Annotated in this window: 23 protein-coding genes and 1 tRNA gene; 17 read left to right on the top strand and 7 right to left on the bottom strand. The window is 63.9% G+C overall.

What is annotated here, in order from left to right; translation table 11 throughout:
• The first annotated feature begins 166 nt into the window (after positions 1-166).
• Complete coding sequence (locus AC3YOG_RS06275; RefSeq protein WP_489889724.1) at positions 167-658, top strand: CAP domain-containing protein; 492 nt, start codon at positions 167-169, stop codon at positions 656-658.
• Positions 648-875 (top strand): sulfurtransferase TusA family protein, encoded by a 228-nt coding sequence (locus tag AC3YOG_RS06270; RefSeq protein WP_489889723.1) that lies wholly within the window; start codon positions 648-650, stop codon positions 873-875. Before AC3YOG_RS06275 ends, AC3YOG_RS06270 begins: the two co-directional genes overlap by 11 nt.
• On the opposite strand, the gene AC3YOG_RS06265 is transcribed toward AC3YOG_RS06270, so the two are convergent.
• Positions 872-2,038: a serine hydrolase gene (locus tag AC3YOG_RS06265; protein ID WP_172125589.1), complete on the bottom strand. Its 1,167-nt coding sequence runs from the start codon at positions 2,036-2,038 to the stop codon at positions 872-874. The genes AC3YOG_RS06270 and AC3YOG_RS06265 overlap by 4 nt on opposite strands.
• A 164-nt stretch (positions 2,039-2,202) precedes the next feature.
• On the opposite strand from AC3YOG_RS06265, the gene AC3YOG_RS06260 reads away from it, so the two are divergent.
• The 5 genes from AC3YOG_RS06260 (at position 2,203) to AC3YOG_RS06240 (ending at position 5,057) form a co-directional block, all read left to right on the top strand.
• The gene (locus tag AC3YOG_RS06260) at positions 2,203-2,784 is read left to right on the top strand and encodes a DJ-1/PfpI family protein (RefSeq protein WP_489934470.1); all 582 of its coding nucleotides are present in this window, start codon (positions 2,203-2,205) and stop codon (positions 2,782-2,784) included.
• A 54-nt stretch (positions 2,785-2,838) separates the two neighbouring features.
• Positions 2,839-3,255, top strand: a complete 417-nt coding sequence (locus tag AC3YOG_RS06255; protein ID WP_127754655.1) for a winged helix-turn-helix transcriptional regulator — start codon at positions 2,839-2,841, stop codon at positions 3,253-3,255.
• Positions 3,256-3,259: 4 nt separating this feature from the next.
• Positions 3,260-4,051 carry an aminoglycoside 3-N-acetyltransferase gene (gene aac(3) / locus AC3YOG_RS06250; RefSeq protein ID WP_489934469.1) on the top strand — a complete coding sequence of 264 codons (792 nt, stop codon included), beginning with the start codon at positions 3,260-3,262 and terminating at the stop codon, positions 4,049-4,051.
• 82 nt (positions 4,052-4,133) lie between these two features.
• Positions 4,134-4,217: transfer RNA gene (locus AC3YOG_RS06245), tRNA-Leu, on the top strand.
• 345 nt (positions 4,218-4,562) lie between these two features.
• On the top strand, positions 4,563-5,057 hold the full coding sequence (locus AC3YOG_RS06240) for a hypothetical protein (RefSeq protein WP_489934468.1): 495 nt from the start codon (positions 4,563-4,565) through the stop codon (positions 5,055-5,057).
• Positions 5,058-5,111: 54 nt separating this feature from the next.
• Here the strand turns inward: AC3YOG_RS06240 and AC3YOG_RS06235 are convergent, their stop codons facing one another.
• Positions 5,112-6,461: a hypothetical protein gene (locus AC3YOG_RS06235; protein ID WP_489934467.1), complete on the bottom strand. Its 1,350-nt coding sequence runs from the start codon at positions 6,459-6,461 to the stop codon at positions 5,112-5,114.
• Positions 6,462-6,883: 422 nt separating this feature from the next.
• On the opposite strand from AC3YOG_RS06235, the gene AC3YOG_RS06230 reads away from it, so the two are divergent.
• From AC3YOG_RS06230 to AC3YOG_RS06220, 3 genes are all read left to right on the top strand, one after another.
• On the top strand, positions 6,884-7,570 hold the full coding sequence (locus tag AC3YOG_RS06230) for an outer membrane protein (RefSeq protein WP_127754657.1): 687 nt from the start codon (positions 6,884-6,886) through the stop codon (positions 7,568-7,570).
• A gap of 21 nt (positions 7,571-7,591) precedes the next feature.
• On the top strand, positions 7,592-8,413 hold the full coding sequence (locus tag AC3YOG_RS06225; RefSeq protein ID WP_489934466.1) for a DUF72 domain-containing protein: 822 nt from the start codon (positions 7,592-7,594) through the stop codon (positions 8,411-8,413).
• Positions 8,414-8,498: 85 nt separating this feature from the next.
• The gene (locus AC3YOG_RS06220; protein WP_489934465.1) at positions 8,499-9,017 is read left to right on the top strand and encodes a disulfide bond formation protein B; all 519 of its coding nucleotides are present in this window, start codon (positions 8,499-8,501) and stop codon (positions 9,015-9,017) included.
• On the opposite strand, the gene AC3YOG_RS06215 is transcribed toward AC3YOG_RS06220, so the two are convergent.
• The 3 genes from AC3YOG_RS06215 to AC3YOG_RS06205 all read right to left on the bottom strand — a co-directional run bounded on the left by AC3YOG_RS06215 (position 9,014) and on the right by AC3YOG_RS06205 (position 10,978).
• Positions 9,014-9,571: an HNH endonuclease gene (locus AC3YOG_RS06215; protein ID WP_172125579.1), complete on the bottom strand. Its 558-nt coding sequence runs from the start codon at positions 9,569-9,571 to the stop codon at positions 9,014-9,016. The two genes, AC3YOG_RS06220 and AC3YOG_RS06215, sit on opposite strands and share 4 nt — an antisense overlap.
• A gap of 61 nt (positions 9,572-9,632) precedes the next feature.
• Positions 9,633-10,322, bottom strand: a complete 690-nt coding sequence (locus AC3YOG_RS06210; protein ID WP_489934464.1) for an alpha/beta hydrolase — start codon at positions 10,320-10,322, stop codon at positions 9,633-9,635.
• Entirely contained in the window at positions 10,319-10,978 is a 660-nt protein-coding gene (locus AC3YOG_RS06205) for a DNA-3-methyladenine glycosylase family protein (RefSeq protein ID WP_489934463.1), read from the bottom strand. Before AC3YOG_RS06205 ends, AC3YOG_RS06210 begins: the two co-directional genes overlap by 4 nt.
• Before the next feature lie 13 nt (positions 10,979-10,991).
• Between AC3YOG_RS06205 and gluQRS the strand changes: the two genes are divergently transcribed.
• From gluQRS to AC3YOG_RS06180, 5 genes are all read left to right on the top strand, one after another.
• A complete protein-coding gene (gene gluQRS, locus AC3YOG_RS06200; RefSeq protein ID WP_489934462.1) occupies positions 10,992-11,867 on the top strand; it encodes a tRNA glutamyl-Q(34) synthetase GluQRS in 876 nt (291 codons plus the stop codon).
• Positions 11,868-12,020: 153 nt separating this feature from the next.
• Positions 12,021-12,221, top strand: coding sequence for a twin transmembrane helix small protein (locus tag AC3YOG_RS06195; protein ID WP_127754664.1), 201 nt, complete (start codon positions 12,021-12,023; stop codon positions 12,219-12,221).
• A 3-nt stretch (positions 12,222-12,224) separates the two neighbouring features.
• On the top strand, positions 12,225-12,821 hold the full coding sequence (locus AC3YOG_RS06190) for a cob(I)yrinic acid a,c-diamide adenosyltransferase (RefSeq protein WP_127754665.1): 597 nt from the start codon (positions 12,225-12,227) through the stop codon (positions 12,819-12,821).
• Between the two features lie 16 nt (positions 12,822-12,837).
• Positions 12,838-13,521, top strand: a complete 684-nt coding sequence (locus AC3YOG_RS06185; protein WP_127754666.1) for a rhomboid family intramembrane serine protease — start codon at positions 12,838-12,840, stop codon at positions 13,519-13,521.
• A gap of 54 nt (positions 13,522-13,575) precedes the next feature.
• Entirely contained in the window at positions 13,576-13,758 is a 183-nt protein-coding gene (locus AC3YOG_RS06180; RefSeq protein ID WP_172125573.1) for a putative motility protein, read from the top strand.
• Between the two features lie 4 nt (positions 13,759-13,762).
• Here the strand turns inward: AC3YOG_RS06180 and AC3YOG_RS06175 are convergent, their stop codons facing one another.
• Positions 13,763-14,425 (bottom strand): TlpA family protein disulfide reductase, encoded by a 663-nt coding sequence (locus AC3YOG_RS06175; protein WP_489934461.1) that lies wholly within the window; start codon positions 14,423-14,425, stop codon positions 13,763-13,765.
• Positions 14,426-14,445: 20 nt separating this feature from the next.
• Here AC3YOG_RS06175 and argH point away from each other — a divergent pair, with 20 nt between their 5' ends.
• Together argH and AC3YOG_RS06165 are read left to right on the top strand one after the other, a co-directional pair.
• Positions 14,446-15,897, top strand: coding sequence for an argininosuccinate lyase (gene argH, locus AC3YOG_RS06170; RefSeq protein WP_489934460.1), 1,452 nt, complete (start codon positions 14,446-14,448; stop codon positions 15,895-15,897).
• A gap of 100 nt (positions 15,898-15,997) precedes the next feature.
• Positions 15,998-16,717 carry a gamma-glutamylcyclotransferase gene (locus AC3YOG_RS06165; RefSeq protein ID WP_489934459.1) on the top strand — a complete coding sequence of 240 codons (720 nt, stop codon included), beginning with the start codon at positions 15,998-16,000 and terminating at the stop codon, positions 16,715-16,717.
• A gap of 7 nt (positions 16,718-16,724) precedes the next feature.
• Here the strand turns inward: AC3YOG_RS06165 and lysA are convergent, their stop codons facing one another.
• Positions 16,725-17,975 carry a diaminopimelate decarboxylase gene (lysA, locus tag AC3YOG_RS06160; protein WP_489934458.1) on the bottom strand — a complete coding sequence of 417 codons (1,251 nt, stop codon included), beginning with the start codon at positions 17,973-17,975 and terminating at the stop codon, positions 16,725-16,727.
• Between the last annotated feature and the right edge of the window lie 15 nt (positions 17,976-17,990).

The raw sequence follows: 17,990 nt of genomic DNA, 5'->3' as shown, positions 1-17,990 counted from the left end.
GCCTGGTCGCAACGCCTCGGGAGAGGCATGCAAAGGGTAAGCAAACCGTCAACGCGCTGGCTGAAAGGTGACCTCAAGCGCCACATAAAGGCCCCCCACCCGCCGGTTCAACGGTGTATAGGGGAGCATTCCGCCCTTCATCCGTGCCTTTGCCGAAGGAAAATCCATGAGCGCCATTCGCCGCCGCACCGCCATTTTGCTCCCCACCCTTGGTCTTCTTGGCGCGGTCCTGCTGTCCGCCTGCAGCCCCTTTGGCAACACTGCCGGCTCCGCCGGGACCCTGTCGCCCGGCCTGTCCGCCCGCATGGACCAGCCAGGCGCCAGCCTCGACCGGGCCCAGGCCATCGGCATCATCAATGCCTATCGCGCCACCAACGGCCTGCCGGCCCTGGCGCTCGATACTGGCCTGAGCGGCACTGCCCAGGCGCTCGTCAACCAGTATGCATCCACCGGCACCCCGCCCAAGACGCCCAATGGTGTCAAGGCGCTCAAGCTCAGCGCCGGTTACGCCACCTTCGCCGAAACCTTCTCGGGCTGGCGCAACAACCCCGCCGATGCGGCTGGCCTGCGTGCCAATGCGGGCAAGGCCGGCGTCGCGGTCGCCTTCAATCCGACCTCCAATTACGGCATCTACTGGGTGCTTATTCTTGCCGACTGAGCCGACACTGATTGACGCGCGGGGGCTCAAATGCCCCCTGCCGGTGCTGCAAACCGAAAAACGGCTGGCCCAACTGCCAGCCGGCACCCGGCTCGTCGTACTGGCCACCGACCCCATGGCGCGCATCGACATCCCGCTTTACTGCCGCCAGAACGGCCATGACTGCACGGTGACCGACGCCGGCGATCACCTGCGCTTCGACTTGGTGCGCCGCTAAAGGTTCGGGCGCGGCCGTGGCATGGGTACCGGCCCGGTGGCAGTTGCCGCCATACCAGGCCGCAGCTCCGCCTCGATCCCTACGACATCGCTGGCGATTGGGAAGGCCGGCGCGTGATCGGGACGCGGACGCGGCAATTCGATCCCCACGCGCACCCGCCCCAGATTGGTCGCCACATAGGACTGCGCCGGTATCGCATCATTGAGATAGCTCGGCTGTCCCTTGAGGCCCATGGGGAAGGCCGCTTCCTGCGCCTTCACATATTCCGGTGCTTGCTGGCCGCAGATGCGCGCGCGCATATCGACGGGCGCGGCGCTTGGATTGTTGGCCAGCGCCAGCAGCGACTGCCCGGCCGGCCGGGCCGCGCCCGACAGGCCGCGCAACACCAATTCGGCCGCCCGCTCATTGCGATCGCGCGCCGATGAGCCGCCCAGCACCACCGCCAGGAGCCGCCGCCCGTCGCGCTCGACGGTCACCACCATGTTGAGCCCCGAAGCACAAACATAGCCAGTCTTCATGCCGGTAGTGCCGGCAAACTTGGTCAGCAGGGCATTATTGCTTTCGAGCTTGGCCTTGCCCAGCTGCACAAATTCGGTGCCGAACATCTCGGCATATTGCGGGAAGTTCTGCCGCAAATACAGCGACAGCACCGCCAAATCCCGCGCCGAAGTTTGCTGGGCCGGGTCATGCAGCCCATGCGGATTGACAAAGCGGGTTGCCGACAGCCCCATCCGCGCCGCCGTCTCGTTCATCTTGGCGACAAACTGGGCTTCGCTGCCCCCCACGGTTTCGGCGATCCCCATGGCGATGTCATTGGCCGACTTGACGATCATGATATAAAGCGCGTCCTGCAGGCTCAGCGCGCTATCCACCGGCAGCCCCGACTTGCTGGGCGCCTGGTTGATGGCATTGCGCGACAGCACCACCGGCGTTTGCAGCGTCACGGTGCCCTTCTGGATTTCCTCGAAAGCCACATAAGCGGTCATCAGCTTGGTAAGCGACGCTGGGTGCCAGGGCTGGCCGGCATCTTCCTCATACAGCACCGCAAGATTGTCCATATCCACGAGCAGCATGGGATTGGCCTGGACCACTGCAGCACCCGCCCACAGGCAGTTAAGGACAATGGCAATGATCGCTGAGCGCAAGGATCGAGCTGACGGCACGAGAGCGAGCTCCGGGACTGATAAGGGGCGCGCGTTCTTAACAGCCACCGTGCCCAAGCTCAATGCACGGGCCCTCCCCCCCACGGGCTTTTGAACCCCCAACCTCCTGACATCCCTTGACGAGGGGTCGCGGCACAACCGCAATTTCCACCTGGAGAACGCCCATGACCACCATTGTTACCGTCCTCACCCCTGGCTTTGCCGATTGGGAAACAGCCCTGTTGAACGCGGCCAGTGCCGGCCATCTCGGCATCACCACCCGCTACGCCTCCCCCGGCGGGATCCCGCTGGCCTCCGCCGGCGGCATGCAGGTCACGCCTGACCTGCCTATCGACAATATCGATCCCGCCGGCATTGATGCCCTCGTCATCTGCGGTGGCGCCGCCTGGTCGCAACCCGGAGCACCCGACCTTACCCGCCTGCTGCAAGCGACGGCGGCAGCCGGCAAGGTGGTCGGCGGCATCTGCGACGGCACCCTGCCCCTTGCCCGCGCCGGCCTGCTCGACACCATCCCTCATACCAGCAACAGCACCGACAACCTCGCCCCCACCGGTTATGGCGGCGCCCGTTTCTACCGGGACCAGCCCCGGGCCGTCCGCGCCGGCGCCATCATCACCGCCCCCGGCACTGCTCCGGTCAGTTTCATGGCCGAAATGCTCGAGGCCCTGGGCTATGGCAGCGACGATCTGCGGTTTTACTATGGTCTGTTTGCCGCCGAGCACCCGCCGGCCCAAACTGCACCCTAGGCACAGAAAGGAACCATCTCTATATTGAGGGCCAACCAACCTCGCAGGTCGCCCATGTCGCTCCAGGACACCGCCAATCGCTCCAACTGCACCGCCATGTCCGATGTGCTCAACCGCATCGGCGACAAATGGAGCGTGATGGTGGTGGGCATTCTCGCCCGCCACGACACCATCCGCTTCAACGAGCTCAAGCGCTCGATCAATGGCGTGTCGCAGCGCATGCTGACCCTCACCCTGCGCAATCTCGAGCGCGATGGCCTGGTCACCCGCACCATCTATCCTGAAGTGCCACCCCGGGTTGAATATGGCCTGACCGAACTGGGCAAGACGCTGACCAACCCCATCCAGGCGCTGTGGGACTGGTCGGCCGAGCATCATGGCGCCATCATCGATGCCCGCACGGTCTACGATCAGCGTGCCATCGCCGTTGAGGCCGAGCAGCCGCGCAAGATCGCTTACGCCAGGGGATAGCTGAATGCCCTCGCCCTGGACCCGACCAGTCCTCGCTGGGCAGTTGCAGGACCTGGGCCTCGAGCGCGGCGATGCCGTGCTGGTGCACGCGGCGCTGCGCCAGGTCGGCCCTATTCTGGGCGGCCCCGACGCGCTGATCGACGCCTTCACTGATGTGCTCGGCCCCGAGGGCACGCTCCTGGGTTATTGCGACTGGCAAGCCGAGGAAGACGCCTTTGCCGATCCCGCGCTCCGCCCCCATGTGCCGCCATTCGATCCAGAGCGCTCGCGCTCGATCCGCGACAACGGCGCCTTTCCTGAATTGCTGCGCACCACCCCCGGCGCCCGGCGTAGCGGCAATCCCGCCGCCTCCTGCGCCGCCCTGGGCGCGCAGGCCGAGTGGTTCACCGCCGATCATGCCCTCGATTATGGTTATGGCCCGCAATCGCCCCTCGGCAAACTGGTCCAGGCGGGCGGCAAAACGCTGATGCTGGGCGCCCCGCTCGACACCATGACCCTCCTCCACCATGCCGAGCACCTGGCCCGCTTCCCCGACAAGCCGGTTAAGCGCTTCGAGGTCCCGCTGCTTCTAGATGGCGCCACTCGCTGGCGCTGGTGCGAGGAGTTCGACACTGCCAACGCCCCGCCTGGGCTCCCCGAAGATTATTTCGCCACGGTGGTGCGCGATTATCTCGCCACTGGCGCCGGGCAAACGGGCCGGGTCGGCAATGCCGATTGCGTCCTCGTTGCCGCGCCCGAGATCCTTGCCTTCGCCGTTCACTGGCTCGAACAGCATTACCGCGCGGTGGGAAACTGATCGTGTCCGCGCTAAAAACCTGCGCACGCACCCTATCGCACCCAGTTGCGGCGCAAAGCGCCTTGCGCTAGACACAGCCCGTGCCCCTCTGGCGGAATGGTAGACGCAGAGGACTCAAAATCCTCCGCCGCGAGGCGTGCCGGTTCGAGTCCGGCGGGGGGCACCAGTTTCCTTCAGCTTTGGCGTTCCACAGTTGCTCCCGGCAATGCCGGTGACCTGGCTGTCTCCCCACGCCTGCTGGTAAGCAAGACCAGGCACCTGCCGCAGTCAGCCTAGTGGCACAGGGCGGCCGCAAGCCGGCCCTCGAACACGGGACCGCCGCCAGCAACCCTCCATTAAAGCAAATCATCTTCAACTGCTTGCCTGGTAAGGTTAAAAATCGGTTTATTGCGCCGAGCCCTGGTTAATACTTCCTTTTATTTTTGCTTCTGAGTAGCTGTTTAGCACCGGCGACCTTTGTCACGGAGTGGGTGAATCCCAGCACTTGTTGAGTAACTCGAGGAACAGAAACATGCGTAGTCTTCTTATTGCCGCCGCTCTGCTTGCAATGGGCGCTGGCGCGGCTCAGGCCGGAAATATTGCTTTGCAGTCACAGTCCGGCCTCGCCAACCGAAACAATGTTGTCCAGGAAGCAGACTCCGGCGACAACGTCACCGGCACGATCCAGAGCGGTGCGCGCAACAATGCCAGCGCCAGTCAATTGGCGATCGCGGGCGTCAATCTGGCCGGCACCCGCCAGACTGGCTCGTTCAACAATGCTCGCACCAGCCAGACCGCCATAGGCGGCCTCAACGACGCTGGAACAACCCAGCTTGGCGTTTTCAACCGTTCCCAGACCAGCCAGCTGGCGGCCTTTGGTGGCTTGAACCAATCGGGCACGAGCCAGGACGGCGCCTTCAATCTCTCATCGACCAGCCAGATCGCACTCGGCAATGGCGCGAACTACTCCTCCACCAGCCAAGCTGGCCTGGGCAATGTCTCGTCTGTCAGCCAGCTGTCCTATTGATGACAACAATGACACGGCGGAACAGCCGCCGTGTTTCTGCGCTCCCGGTCCGCTCTAGAACTGGCCGGTGAAAGACACGGTGGGCGTAAAGCTCCACATCGAGCCAAAGCTCAAGCGATTGCCCGTCTGGGCGGCGCCATCATAGGTCAACGCCCCGTCGTCCGAACCAGCATAGGAATTGGTAGCCGAACTAACCGAACCATCGCGCGACACGGTGGCGACCCGGGACAGATAATCGATCGTGCCGCCAAAGGTTATCTGCCGATTTGGCGCGAGAGCAACGGTAACAGCGGGGGCGACTTTCGCCGACCAGGCCATGCCGTCCGCCTCCAGATCGATACGGTTTGCATTGTTTACTGTGGTCAAGGGCACGACTGCGGCCGAACCACCAGCGATAGAATAGCCTTCCCGCCCCTCGTAGCGATCCTCGACATGATAGGCGCCGCCCTCCAGCCCCAGTGAGAAGGTCACTTCGTCCGAAATGGGCTGGTTGAGATTAACACCGATAACACCACCCCAGTAACGGGAGGTCAGCCGCTCGTTGCGCAGCATCGAATATTCGGGGAAGGTCGTCGCGCTCGGGCTCGCTTCAGGAATATCGACCCGGGTCGTGGTGTGGATTGATTGCCGCAGCAGCCGATAGCTCGGCCCCACATAACCCTGCATGGAGGCCGCGCCGGTCACCGTCGACAGAGCCAGGGTAAGATCAACCCCCGAATAGGTCAGCTTGCGATCAACGCTGGTGCTGATAGCAAGGCCCGTAAGGTCACCTGCACCAAAAAATACCCCGCCATCTGTCGCTGCCACCGCGCCATAAGCCGCAGCACCGTTGATTTCCCCCTGCTGCGTTGCCACGCCCCCTAGCGCGAAGCTGTTGTTGTCGCGGGCAATGCTGACGCCGTAGTCATTGACCGCCCCCGCAGCATTGAAGGGCGCGTTCACACTCAGCACTTCGCCGCCGCCCTGTGGATTGGCATGGATGACCGTGGCGCTCGCCGAAGAGTTCCCCGGAGCGCTGTCGGTGGCTAGCGCGATGCCGGCATCTCCAGGCGTAGTATAACCACCAATCGTAACGGTGCCTGGCCCCGTGAAGCGATCGACCACCGTGCGGCTGGAGCCCCCAACCGTGGTAAAGCCAGACAGCCCGACGCCTGCATCGTAACTGCCGAAAGCGCCCAAGCTCAGCCCGCCACTGAGGCCTAGATTGGCGCCCACGCCGCTGCCACTCACCTGCGGGGAAAAACTCCCCGATCCATTCGTCCCTGTGCCGGTGTCGATTCCAGGCAACTGGAAAAAGCTCGACCCCAGTGTCAGTCCGAAGGCCTTGCTCGGTGCTTCTTGCGCGCTCACGACACTGGTAAAGAGAACGCCCGACAACAACGCCGCGTAATATTTTGCTTTCATGACCCTCGAACCGACCCAACTTATGGTTAACAGACCATGGACCAGTTTGGTTAAACAGTATTTAAGGATGCTTAGACTTGTGAGTCAGCAGCGCACCAAGTCCAGACGCCTGATCGGCAGTCCAGCGAGTTGCCTTATCGCGGTCCTCCACGATCGCCGCCCACGCGGCCCTAAGGAATTCGCCGGCCTGAACGGAGCAGCAGAACCCGGCCCCAATTCGCTGACCGTGCTGGCCGTATCGCCGTTTGCCAGGCTTTGCCCTCCAATCAATCGCTAGCGTCAAAGGAGAAAAGTTCCCGAACGAGGCTCTCAGATTTTTGTGACCAGCAAACCGCACAACATGGCGCCGTTAACCAAACGGCTTACCGCGCTATTAAGACTCTCTGCGCAATTTGCAGGGACATCTTTATACGAGGTTTATCATGAAGCATGCAGCGATCATCTTGGGCGGAGCGCTTCTGCTGACGGGTACGGCCAACGCTGCCGACCTGTCCTGGAACAGTGGCGCGGCCGCGACGCCGTTCTATTCGTCATCCTCCGCCTTCAATTGGTCCGGCTTTTATGCCGGCGTGAACGGCGGCTACGGCTTTGGCGAAACCACGCAGGAAGCATCCGGCGGCGGCCCCGAGATCGACACCAATACCGATGGCTGGTCGCTCGGCGCCCAGGTCGGCTACAACATGGATATGGGCAGCGGCTTCATCGTCGGTGTGGAAGCGGACGGCCAGTGGTCCTCGATCGGCTATGAAGAAGATATCGGCCCAGGCACCACTTTCGAATCGGGCATCGATGCCTATGGCACGTTGCGTGGCCGCGCTGGCATGGCGCTGGATCGCGTGATGCCCTATGTCACCGCCGGTGTCGCCGTCGGCAAGGGCTCGATGAGCACCACGGACGCGGCCAATGTCGTGACCTCGCAGTCCACCACCCATCTGGGCTGGACCGTGGGCGCGGGCCTCGAAGCTGCCGCCACCGACAACCTGACCCTCAAGGCCGAATATCTCTATGTGGACCTGGGCACCCAGACCTATTCCGGCCTGCCCGGCGGGTCGGTCGACTCCACGCAGCGCTTCAGCGTGGTGCGCGCCGGCATGAACTACAAGTTCTAGTCCAGCGGCAATGTCCCAACCATGACCATCAGGACCGGAACGGCAGGCTGGGTGTTCGAGCCTTGGCGCGGCACGTTCTATCCTGATGGTTTGGTGCAGAAGCGGGAGCTCGCCTATAGCAGCTCCCGGCTCAGCACCATCGAAATCAATGCGACCTTCCGGGCCAACCAGAAGGCCGCGAGCTTTGCCAAATGGGCCGGCGAAACCCGCGATGGGTTCGTGTTTGCGGTCAAGGGCCCCCAACTCGTCACCCATATCCGCCGCCTCAAGAACTGCCGGCCTGAACTCGCCAACTTCTTGGCCTCGGGTCCCCTGGCACTCGGCCCCAAACTCGGCCCCTTTGTCTGGCAGCTGCCCCCCAACCTGGCGCTGGACCTCGGCGTGCTGGAAGACTTCCTCGCTCTCCTGCCCCGCACGGCGGACGACTATCTTGCCCTCGCCGCGCAAGCCGATGAGCGCCTCAAAACCCCGCCTTTTCTTGATGCCACCGGTGTCGGCCCAATCCGCCACGCCATCGAAGCGCGCCACCCCAGCTGGGATGACCCTGCCGCCCGCGATCTGCTCGCCGCACACAACACCGCCCTGGTGATCAGCGACACCGTCCAGCAACCCGCGCGAACCCTCACCGCCGATTTCGCTTATTGCCGCCTGCAGGGCCCTGCCCGCCCCGATGCTGCCGGCTACACTCCCGACGACATCGCCGATTGGGCCAGCCAGATCCGCGGTTGGGACGCCGCGGGGCACGATGTTTTTGCCCTCTTTGTGCATGAGGACAAGCTGCACGCCCCCGCCAATGCCATCGCCCTGCGCCAGGCCCTTGGGATCAGCCTGCCCGGCGATTAGCATCAAATCGCCGTTCCGCTCTGGTTTTTACCGGCTTGTGCGGCTATCCCACCCGCACCCACAAGCGTCACTCCGGAACTCGCCCATGGCTGCCTCGCTTCGCTCACCGCTCGACAAGATCAGTGCAGCCCTTGCTTTTGCGCTCGGCCTGCTGGCGATTACGCTCGCCTGGGCGTCCGAGCTGATCGGCGGTCTCGTGCCATGCGATCTCTGCCTTGAGCAGCGCCTCGCCTATTATTTCAGCCTGCCTATCCTGTTCCTGGTGCTGCTGTTCTGGAACCGCATGCCGCTGGCGCTCTGGTACCTCGCCATGGCCGTGGCCACCGCCATCTTCGCCTGGGGCGCCTATATGGGCATCTACCATGCCGGGGTGGAATGGGGTTTCTGGCCCGGCCCCACCGCCTGCACGGGCGTGGGCGCTGGCGTGAGCTTTGATGCGCTGAGCGATCTCAACGCCGCCCATGTCGTGGGCTGCGACGTCGTGCAGTTCCGCTTCCTTGGCCTGTCACTGGCGGGCATGAATGCCTTGGTCAGCCTGGCTATTGTCGCGCTGCTGCTGGTCTCGATTGTCGCCCAGCGGCGCAACAATCCGCGCCTCGCCTAGGGCTCGAGCTCGATATCCCAGTAGAGATAGTCGAGCCAGCTCTGGTGCAAATGGTTGGGCGGGAACGCCCGGCCATTATTGTGCAGGTCATAGACCGTGGGCGGATAAGGCGACTGGCGCGGGAACATCTTGATTTCCGAAGGCATCCGATTGGCCTTGCGCAAATTGCAGGGCGCGCAGGCCGCCACCACGTTTTCCCAGGTGGTCTGGCCGCCCTTGGAGCGCGGGATCACATGGTCGAAGGTCAGATCATCCTTGCAGCCGCAATATTGGCACTGGAAGTGATCACGCAAAAACACGTTGAAGCGCGTAAAGGCGGGATGGCGCGCCGGCTTCACATAATCCTTGAGCGACACGACGCTGGGCAGCCGCATCTCGAAGCTCGGTGAATGCACCACCATGTCGTAGTGCGACACGATATTGACGCGCTCCAGGCACACCGCCTTGATGGCGTCCTGCCAGGACCATAGCGACAGGGGATAGTAACTGAGCGGCCGGAAGTCGGCGTTCAGAACCAGGGCGGGACAGGCCTCAGGCGACACGTGGATCGTCACTTGAGTCTCCCGAAACGGGAATCGAAGGAGTCCATATCCTCCTTATACTAAGCCCTTTGTATCAGTCCTGTGAAGGCTGCTCGTGCAGAACTGCGTTCCCGTTGTTTTGATTGATCTTGCGGATGAATTGATCAACAAACGCCACCCCATCGGGCGCAATCCCATGCGCTACTCCCGGCGAGACATGGTAGTGTACCTCGATCCCGGCTTCCTTAAGCTTCCGCGCGGCCTCGGCGCTGAAGCGCGGCTCCACCACCCCGTCCCGATCCCCATGCACGAGGCACACCGGCGGCGTGCCCAGCTTGCCCTCGCCAAATCCCGGTGGGGGCGCCAAGGCCCCGGCTATGGCGACAATGCCCATCAGCCGCTCGGGAATGGACAGCCCGGCATGCAGCGCCACCATCGCCCCCTGGCTAAAGCCGGCCAGCAGCGTGTTCTCGGGCGCAATCCCCGTCTCCTCCCATAGCTCGCGCAAATAGCGCACCAGCGTTTCGCGCGCCTCGGTCGCCCCGCTCCAGCTCACCTCTCGCCCCCCGAAGTAGATGGGGAACCACTGGTAACCCGGCGAGCCCGGGCAGGGCTGGGGCGCATTGGGGGCAATAAACATCGCCTCGGGCATGGCATCCTGCCAAAACGGCGCAAGCCCGATCAGATCAGCCCCATCCGAGCCATAGCCGTGCAGCAACACGGCCAGTTGGCGGGGTGCCGCCCCGCTCTTGGGGGGCACACTGGGGCCGGTGAGAATACTCAAAGCGCAATTCCTTCCTTGTCGCGGATCGCCGCGAAATACCGCCAGAACAACAGCGCCGCCGCCGAGCGATGCGGCGCCCAGCCTGAAGCAATGGCTTCCATCTGCTTGATGGTGGGCCGCACCTCAAGCTCGAGCCCCCAATGCACCGCCTTGAGCAGCGCCAGGTCCCCCGCAGGAAACACATCGGGATGGCCCGCGCAGAACATCAGGTAAACCTGCGCCGTCCAGGGGCCGATCCCCTTATGTGCCGTGAGATAATCCACCGCCGCCTCGGCGGGCAATGTTTCGAGATGGGAAAAATCGAGCGCCCCCGCCACCACCGCTTCGGCGATCACCCGCACAGTGCGATATTTGCCGCCCGAAAAGCCGGTGGCCCGCACCTCCGCTTCACTGAGGGCGAGATAAGCGCGGGGATCATGCGCCCCCGGCAGTTGGGCAAAACGGCTCCAGATCGCATTGGCACTCGCCACCGACAATTGCTGGCCACAGATCACCCGCGCAATGCCGGCAAATCCCGCCTCGGTGATCCGCGGCCGCACGATCCCCGCGCGCTCGCGCACCGGGGCCAGGCGCGGATCGAGCCGCACCAGGGCGTCTAGATGGGCGTCCACCGCCGCTTGCGTATCGAGGCGCGGTGACGCCAGCGCGTCGTTCATGTAGTGTGCCGCTGTGTCGAACTCACCCAATCGTCCCCTGTTGCGTTTCGCCCCCAGCCCGAATGGGCTCTTGCATCTGGGGCACGCCTTTTCCGCCCTTTACACCTGGGCTGCGGCCGCCGCCTTGCGCGGCACAGTTCTTTTACGGATCGAAGACATCGACTTCGAGCGGTGTAAACCCGAATTTACCGACGCCATCTTTCGCGACCTGCATTGGCTGGGGCTGGATTGGCCCACTCCGGTCATGCACCAGTCGCAGCGCCTCGATCATTATGCCGCCGCCGGCGAGCGCCTGCGCGACCTCGACCTGCTTTATCCCTGCTTTTGCTCGCGCGCCGAAATCGCCGCCAAATCTACTGGCACCGACCCCGACGGCGCCCCGCTTTACCCCGGCACCTGCCGCCACTTGAGCGCCGCCGAACAAATCGAGCGGCTCGAGCGCGGCGATCCCGTGCAGTTCCGCCTGCGCAATGATCGCGCCCGCGCCATGACAGGGCCCCTGACCTTCACCATTGTCGGCCCCCTCCTCACCGATCGCCCCCAGATCCGCTATGCCCGCCCCGAGCGCTGGGCCGATGTGGTGCTTCAGCGCAAGGGCACCCCCACCAGCTATCACCTGAGCGTCGTCATCGATGACGCGGCCCAGGGGATCACCCATGTGACCCGTGGTCGCGACATGGAAGCCTCGACCGATATCCATGTTCTCCTGCAGTTCCTTCTCGGCCTGCCCTCGCCCATCTACAATTTCCACCGCCTGATCCTTGACGGAGAGGGCAACAAGCTCAGCAAATCGCGGAACTCGCAATCCCTGGCGGCGCTGCGGCAGGCCGGCTGGAGCCCCGACGATGTCAGGCGCGAACTCGGCTTTGCGCCGCGCCAGCTCAATTGAGGCTCAAGCGCATGAGCCAGCTTGGATGCCGGGAAAGCACCCCGGCTGTTCACCTGCAGCAAGATTTGTGGCATGCAGGCCCCGCTTGCCGCTGCCGTTTGCATCCCGTCAGCGGCTCGCCCATTTAGGGATCATCATCCCCGGCAGGAACTCATGGAAAACCTTCTCAATATTGTCACTGCCCTGGTCATGCTGTTTGTGGTCGGGGTGCTCCTGCTGGGCTTTTGGAACATGCTCAAGGGCGGCTCGGGCAATACCAGCCAGCGCCTGATGCGCCTGCGGGTGATTGGCCAGGCGGTCGCATTGCTGCTGCTGCTGGCTGCATTGTTCTTCTTTGGCGGATCGAGGGGCTGAACCATGGTCAAACTGAATTCCATCTATACCCGCACCGGCGATGACGGCAGCACCGGCCTCGTGCGCGGGCCGCGCCGTCCTAAATATGATTTGCGGGTTGAGGCTTATGGCACGGTCGATGAAGCCAACAGCTTTATCGGCCTCGCGCGGCTGCAAACCGGCTCCATGCCCAAGATCGACACCATGCTCGCCCGCATCCAGAACGATCTCTTCGATGTCGGCTCGGATCTCGCCACCCCCGGTCAAGACGCGCCCGATGCCGAGCACCCCTCCCTGCGCATCACTGCCGCCCAGACCACTTGGATCGAAAAGCAGATCGACAGCTACAATGCCGATCTCGCCCCGCTCAAAAGCTTTGTCCTCCCCGGCGGTACGCCCTTGTCCGCGGCCTTTCACGTGGCACGTACGGTGACGCGCCGTGCCGAGCGGCTGGTGGTGGAACTGGCCGCGGCCGAGCCCGACACCAATCCCGAAGCTGTTCGCTACCTCAATCGCCTGTCGGATCTGTTCTTTGTGCTGGCGCGCGTTGCCAACAACCAGGGCGCCAAGGACGTGCTCTGGGTGCCGGGCGGTTACGGGGACGCCCGCAGGGGCAGCTGAACGGGGGCGGATCGGCATGTTCCTGCCCCTGCATGACACCAACCCGATCCGCCACATTGCCTTTCCCTGGGTCACTTATGGCCTGATGGCGTTCACCGCCCTTGTTTTTGCAGCCCAGTCGCTCCTGCCGCCAATCGGCTTTCTTCAGGCCGCGATCCAATGGGGCATGATCCCGGTGGTGGTACGCGACATCTATCCCCAGCCCCTCCCCTGGCTGCCCGATTGGGCGACGCTCTTTACCTACGCCTTCCTGCATGCCGACTGGCTGCATCTGGGCACCAATATGCTGTTTCTCTGGGTGTTCGGCGACAACATCGAAGATGCCCTGGGCCATTTCCGCTTCGTGTTGTTTTACCTCGGCTGCGCGGCCGGCGCGGCGCTCCTCCACCTCCTGCTCGATCCCAACAGCACCACGCCGCTGATCGGCGCTTCGGGCGCCGTCGCCGGGGTGATGGGGGCGTATTGCCTGCTTTATCCCCATGCTCGGGTTTATGTGCTGGCGCGCATCGTCATTCCCATCCCGCTGCCGGTGCCGGCCTTCTGGATGCTGGGTGTCTGGATTGCCGTCCAGATCTTCAATGTGGTGATGGGCTCGCTGGAGCCCGTCTCGTGGTGGGCCCATCTTGGTGGCTTTGCCACCGGCATGGTGTTGGCCGCGATCGGCAAGCGCTCGCAGGTGGCGCTGCTCGGGGGCCGCTAGCGTTTTGTTTACCCGCGCCTCTCTATGATCCCCGCCTTCGAACGGGAGCGCGCGATGAACACCGATCTTGCCATGCAGATGGTCACCACCCGCGCCGCCGCCACTCAGCAAAGCGTGCAACTGGCCGTGCTCAAGAAATCCCATGAGATGGAAGCCAGCCTCATCAACATGGTCGCCCAAGCCGTGCAGGCCGCGCCACCACCCGGTCAGGGCCTCGTGATCGACAAGCGCGCCTGAAACGTCAGGCGCCAAGCCCGAGCAGCGCTTCCACCACCCCGCGCCCGTCCGGCGTATTCCATTCCGCCGGCCCCTGCAGCACGCCCAACTCGCACCCGTTTTCGTCCAGCACCAGCGTCACCGGCAACCCGACGGCCACCGCTTCGCGCTTGAGCCGCTCGAAGGCGGCAAAGCTCGGATCGGCAAACAGCGGCAGATTGGCGAACTGGCCTTCGGCCAAAAACGCGCGCGCCTTGCCGACCCCATCCTCGCCGATATCGAGATTGATCGGCAGCACCGCGAACTCGTCGGAATTATATTGGCTCGCCAGCGCATCGAGCGCCGGCATTTCTTCCCGGCACGGCACGCACCAGCTGGCCCAGAAATTGACTAGCAATTTCTTGCCCTTGAAGCTCGTAATGCTCATCGGCGCGCCCGCATCGTCCTGGAAGGCAAGCGTCGAATAGCCCCGCCCTTCCCCCGTGCCATTGAGCGCAGCGAGTTCCCCCACTGCGGCAAAGTCGATCGCCTCGGCCGCCTCGGCTTGCACCGGGCATTCGCGTGCCTGCCCGGCATTGCCCAGCCACGCCCACGCCGTTATAGAAAGCGCCACCACACCAACTCCAAGTCCCAGCAGCAACCGGAACCGATGGCGAGCTTCGGGGCGGACGGGGCTGGATTGAGTCATGGGATCTCCGGAGAGCAGCAATGAGCAACAAGATGTGGGGCGGCCGGTTTGCATCGGGCCCCGACGCCATCATGGAAGAAATCAACGCCTCGATCGGCTTCGATCAGCGTCTTTTCCCCCAGGATATTGCCGGCTCGATAGCCCATGCCCGCATGCTTGCTGCAACCGGCATTCTGACGCAGGCCGATGCCGACAGCATCACGGCCGGTTTAACCGAGGTGCTGGGCGAGATCGAGAACGGCACCTTCACGTTCTCGCGTTCGCTTGAAGACATCCACATGAATGTGGAATCGCGCTTGCGCGAAAAAATCGGCGATGCCGCCGGGCGCCTCCATACCGCCCGCTCGCGCAATGACCAGGTCGCCACCGATTTCCGCCTTTACGTGCGCGATACCATTGATACGCTCCTCGTCCAGATCCGCGGCCTGCAGCTCGCCCTCGTCACCAAGGCCGAGGACGAAGCCGAAACCATCATGCCCGGCTTCACCCATCTGCAAAACGCCCAGCCGGTGACCTTTGGCCACCATCTCCTCGCCTATGTGGAAATGCTCGGGCGCGATGCCGGCCGGCTCGAAGACGCCCGCAAGCGCCTCAACGAAAACCCGCTGGGCTCGGCCGCCCTGGCCGGCACGCCCTATCCCATCGACCGGGACATGACCGCGCAGGCGCTCGGCTTTGATCGCCCCACCGCCAATTCGCTCGATGCCGTGTCCGATCGCGATTTCATCCTCGAAACCCTCGCCGCCGCTGCCATCTGCGCCATGCACCTGTCCCGCTTTGCCGAGGAACTGGTGATCTGGAGCTCGGCCCAGTTCGGCTTCATCAAGCTGTCGGACAAATGGACCACCGGCTCGTCCATCATGCCGCAAAAGCGCAACCCGGACGCGGCCGAACTGGTGCGCGCCAAGGTCGGGCGCATCATCGGCGCGCTCTCGAGCCTCCTCGTCGTCATGAAGGGCCTGCCGCTCGCCTATTCCAAGGACATGCAGGAAGACAAGGAAGTCGCCTTCGACGCCCTTGATGCCCTCTCCCTTTCGCTGGCCGCCATGACCGGCATGGTGGGCGATCTCACCGCCAATCGCGAGCGCATGCACGCTTCGGCCAGCGCCGGCTTTTCCACCGCGACCGACGTCGCCGACTGGCTGGTGCGTCAGGCCAATATCCCCTTCCGCGATGCCCACCACATCACCGGCCAGATTGTTGCGCTGGCCGAAGCCAAGGGCTGCGGGCTCGAGGGCCTCACCATCGAGGACTTCAAATCGGTGGACGAGCGCCTCGATAGCCGCATCCACAAGGTCGTGACCGTGGAGGCCTCGGTTGCCGCCCGCAGCAGCTATGGCGGCACCGCGCCAAGCAATGTGGTCACGCAAGCGGCGCGCTGGAAAACCCTCCTCACCGGCCAGCCGGCCGAGCCGCGCGCCCTTGCCAAGAAGAAGGCGCATGGCGGCCATGGCGATGGCGGGGTTGAATAGCCGGGTAATCTGAACCAGTCTTTTACCATCTGAGCCGTTGTCCCGGTCTTGCCCCATCCTGGTGGGCGAGCCGGGGAACCGGCAGGTGAAAGGACCTGGAATGCCCCAAAAACTCCGGCAGATGCGCCTCACCGAGCGCCATGTCGGCTATCTGCAGCCCCCTGAAGTCACCGACATCCTGCCGCCCCCGCCCGAGGGCATGTGGGAGGCCACCCCGGAAGACCACCGCGCCACCCTCGAGCGCCTCCTTGCCGAGCGCGAGGACACCGACGAAATCTGGTTCTTTGCCTATGGCTCGCTGATCTGGCGCCCGGCCTGCGACTTCGTGGAAATGCGCAAGGGCCTGGTGCGCGGCTGGCACCGGTCCTTTTGCCTCGGCTGGAACAATCGCCATCGCGGCAGCCCGGAAAATCCCGGCCTCATGCTGGCGCTCGATCGCGGCGGCTCATGCAATGGCGTGCTGTATCGCCTGCCCCCCGATGCGGTTGAGGCCAATCTCATCAAGTTGCTCGAGCGCGAAATGGCCTGGCTGCCCTCAGCGTTTCCGCCCCGCTGGGTGCGCGCCAAGAGCGGCGAGCGCACCATCACCGCGCTGACCTTCTGCATCGATCGCCATTCCGGCCGCTATGTGAACGGGCTCTCGGACGAGGCCATTGCCGATGTGCTGGCGCGCGCCGTCGGCACCCGCGGCTCCATGGCCGAATATCTCTTTGCCACCGTCCGGCACCTGGAGGACATGGGCATCCACGACCCCCATCTCTGGCGCCTGCAACACCTCGTCGCCGACCGGATCGAAGCGGTTTACGAAAGCGGCGCCTGAGGACCCTTTAGCCCTCGAGCGCCAGCAGCTCCTGCACGCTCTGGCGGCGCCGGATGAGACGCAGCGCCCCATCATCGAGCAGCATTTCCGGGGCAAGCGGACGCGTATTGTAGTTCGACGACATGCTCGCGCCATAAGCGCCCGTATCCCGGATGATCGCAAAGTCTCCCACCGATGGCAGGGCCATGTCGCGGAACTCCACATAGCCCCCATCGGACTGGGTGAAGACGTCGCCCGATTCGCAGAGCGGCCCAGCCACCGCCGCGGCGCCCGCTTCCCCGGTGACCAGGCTGCCATCGCGCCTGACAAAAACGATGTCGTGGTGGCTGCCATACATTGCCGGCCGCGCCAGGTCGCTGAACCCCGCATCGATCAAAACGAAATGGTTGTTGGCGACCTTTTTCACGGCCCGCACTTCGGCAACCAGCACCCCGGCATTGGCGACAAGGAACCGCCCCGGCTCCAGTTCCAGCCGCAGCTTGCTGCCGGTGATGGCCTCGGCTTCCCCGCGCGCCTTGTCCCAGGACGCGTAATACTCGGCAATATCGATCTCGGGCTCACCGGCACGATAGGGCACGGACAGCCCACCCCCCGCGGATATCGCCTGGAGCGGTCGGTTGGCGCGGCGCACCGCATCGACCATGCTGTCGCACACCCGGTGCAGATGCTGGTAGTCGACCCCCGAGCCGATATGCATGTGCAGGCCCACAAGCTTGAGCTCATATTGGTCGACCAGCCGCAGGCACGCTTCGAGCTCGTCATGCCAGATGCCATGCTTGCTCGACGGCCCGCCGGTATTGGTCTTGCGGCTATGGCCGTGCCCGAAACCCGGATTGAGGCGCAACCAGATGGGGTGCCCAGGGCTGGCCTCGCCCACTTGCGCGATCATGTCGGGCGAGCCGCAATTAACCGGAATGCGCAGCTCGATCACCCGCGCCAAGGTGGCCGCATCGATGATATCGGCGGTAAAGACGATTTCCTCGGCTTGGGTGCCCGGCTCAAACCCTGCATGCAGCGCCCGCTCGATCTCGCCCAGCGACACGGCATCCACCATCACGCCCTCGCTGCGCAGCAGGCGCAGGATATGGGTATTGCTGTTGGCCTTCTGGGCAAACCGGATGGTGTCGAATGCCCGCAACTGGGCAACCCGCTGCCGGATCATCTCGGCCTCATAGAGCCAGACCGGGGTGCCCACCTCCTCAGCCGAACGGATGGCAGCCGCGATCAGCTGGGGCGGCAAAGTGTCAGGTCTGGTCACGTGAGGTCTTCCATC

Source organism: Devosia sp. Z6_126, assembly GCF_058133495.1.
The sequence above is the reverse complement of the archived record's forward strand: the minus strand, read 5'-3'. Positions and strand labels throughout refer to the sequence as shown.

Coding starts and splice junctions, on each gene's coding strand:
- AC3YOG_RS06275 (WP_489889724.1), top strand. CDS start 167: ATGAGCGCCATTCGCCGCCGCACCGCCATTTTGCTCCCCACCCTTGGT.
- AC3YOG_RS06165 (WP_489934459.1), top strand. CDS start 15,998: ATGCCCCAAAAACTCCGGCAGATGCGCCTCACCGAGCGCCATGTCGGC.
- AC3YOG_RS06195 (WP_127754664.1), top strand. CDS start 12,021: ATGGAAAACCTTCTCAATATTGTCACTGCCCTGGTCATGCTGTTTGTG.
- AC3YOG_RS06235 (WP_489934467.1), bottom strand. CDS start 6,461: ATGAAAGCAAAATATTACGCGGCGTTGTTGTCGGGCGTTCTCTTTACC.
- AC3YOG_RS06260 (WP_489934470.1), top strand. CDS start 2,203: ATGACCACCATTGTTACCGTCCTCACCCCTGGCTTTGCCGATTGGGAA.
- AC3YOG_RS06225 (WP_489934466.1), top strand. CDS start 7,592: ATGACCATCAGGACCGGAACGGCAGGCTGGGTGTTCGAGCCTTGGCGC.
- AC3YOG_RS06180 (WP_172125573.1), top strand. CDS start 13,576: ATGAACACCGATCTTGCCATGCAGATGGTCACCACCCGCGCCGCCGCC.
- AC3YOG_RS06185 (WP_127754666.1), top strand. CDS start 12,838: ATGTTCCTGCCCCTGCATGACACCAACCCGATCCGCCACATTGCCTTT.
- AC3YOG_RS06230 (WP_127754657.1), top strand. CDS start 6,884: ATGAAGCATGCAGCGATCATCTTGGGCGGAGCGCTTCTGCTGACGGGT.
- AC3YOG_RS06220 (WP_489934465.1), top strand. CDS start 8,499: ATGGCTGCCTCGCTTCGCTCACCGCTCGACAAGATCAGTGCAGCCCTT.
- AC3YOG_RS06205 (WP_489934463.1), bottom strand. CDS start 10,978: ATGAACGACGCGCTGGCGTCACCGCGCCTCGATACGCAAGCGGCGGTG.
- AC3YOG_RS06190 (WP_127754665.1), top strand. CDS start 12,225: ATGGTCAAACTGAATTCCATCTATACCCGCACCGGCGATGACGGCAGC.
- AC3YOG_RS06240 (WP_489934468.1), top strand. CDS start 4,563: ATGCGTAGTCTTCTTATTGCCGCCGCTCTGCTTGCAATGGGCGCTGGC.
- argH (WP_489934460.1), top strand. CDS start 14,446: ATGAGCAACAAGATGTGGGGCGGCCGGTTTGCATCGGGCCCCGACGCC.
- AC3YOG_RS06175 (WP_489934461.1), bottom strand. CDS start 14,425: ATGACTCAATCCAGCCCCGTCCGCCCCGAAGCTCGCCATCGGTTCCGG.
- AC3YOG_RS06255 (WP_127754655.1), top strand. CDS start 2,839: ATGTCGCTCCAGGACACCGCCAATCGCTCCAACTGCACCGCCATGTCC.